The sequence below is a fragment of the Paenibacillus sp. Y930 genome, assembly GCF_056786375.1.
Genome location: NZ_JBXCIX010000033.1, coordinates 1 through 888, shown reverse-complemented (window position 1 = coordinate 888; position 888 = coordinate 1). Strand labels below are relative to the sequence as shown.

The window sequence follows — 888 nt, the reverse complement described above, 5'->3', positions numbered from 1 at the left end:
CGGCTGCGCCTTGGTCAGCAGAGGAAATTCATGGATGCCATTGCTGTCTGACAACTTCCTGCGGAAGTTCGTGAATACACGAACGTTATCGGAAATCTGCACAATAATTTTTACTCGGGGGTGATGCAATGAGGAAGTTAATCAAAACCGCAATAGTCCTGGTTGGAATACTTGCAATACTCTTTACTATCAATTTTTACTATCCAAAGGAAATTCTAATAGAAGCTGAAGGAATTAAATTCAAACTGGGGAAGGATAATATCGAACAAAAGGTTGGAGTTCTAATCCAAGGGAAGATTTACAAGACTTTTCCTGCTAAAAAGAGATTTAAGGGAATAATAGATATTGAGGATGTTGATATTCCAGTTCCTGAAATCAATAAACAATTAGACGTTGTTTTAGATAAAGACAATAGCGGTTTTATTTTATATCGTCCACATCATTACTCACTCGGTACTTTATATTTCAATAAATCATTTGACAAGATGACCATCGCCATATTGGATAAAGAAAATGATAAACAAGGAAGTTGGTCTAGTGATAATGGTTCAATGGTCACTGCACCAGCCATAAATAGAACCGAAGCCATAGGTATTTCCAATGAAATAATGTCAAAGTATCTAAATGGAATTAATTTAGAATAAAACGCTGGATTTGAGTATTGTCACAAGGAAGGCACAGACTTCTGATAACACAGCATTAACGCATCGTCGCATATGCTCCTCGATCACTGGCGATGCTTTTGGCAGAGAAGTGAATTCACGTGACAACCTGCTATTGGCAGGTTCGTTAATGCAAAAACGTTATATGAAAGATCGGCCTCATATTTCATTAAATCAAAAATAAATTTTAATCTATAAAGATAAAGGAATGATGTAATGATTCAAT

The 888-nt window shown here is 35.9% G+C and carries 1 protein-coding gene; it reads left to right on the top strand.

Features of this window, described 5'->3' with window-relative positions; translation table 11 throughout:
• The first annotated feature begins 128 nt into the window (after window positions 1-128).
• Complete coding sequence (locus AC1TO5_RS21205) at window positions 129-644, top strand: hypothetical protein (RefSeq protein ID WP_482064822.1); 516 nt, start codon at window positions 129-131, stop codon at window positions 642-644.
• Window positions 645-888 lie beyond the last annotated feature (244 nt).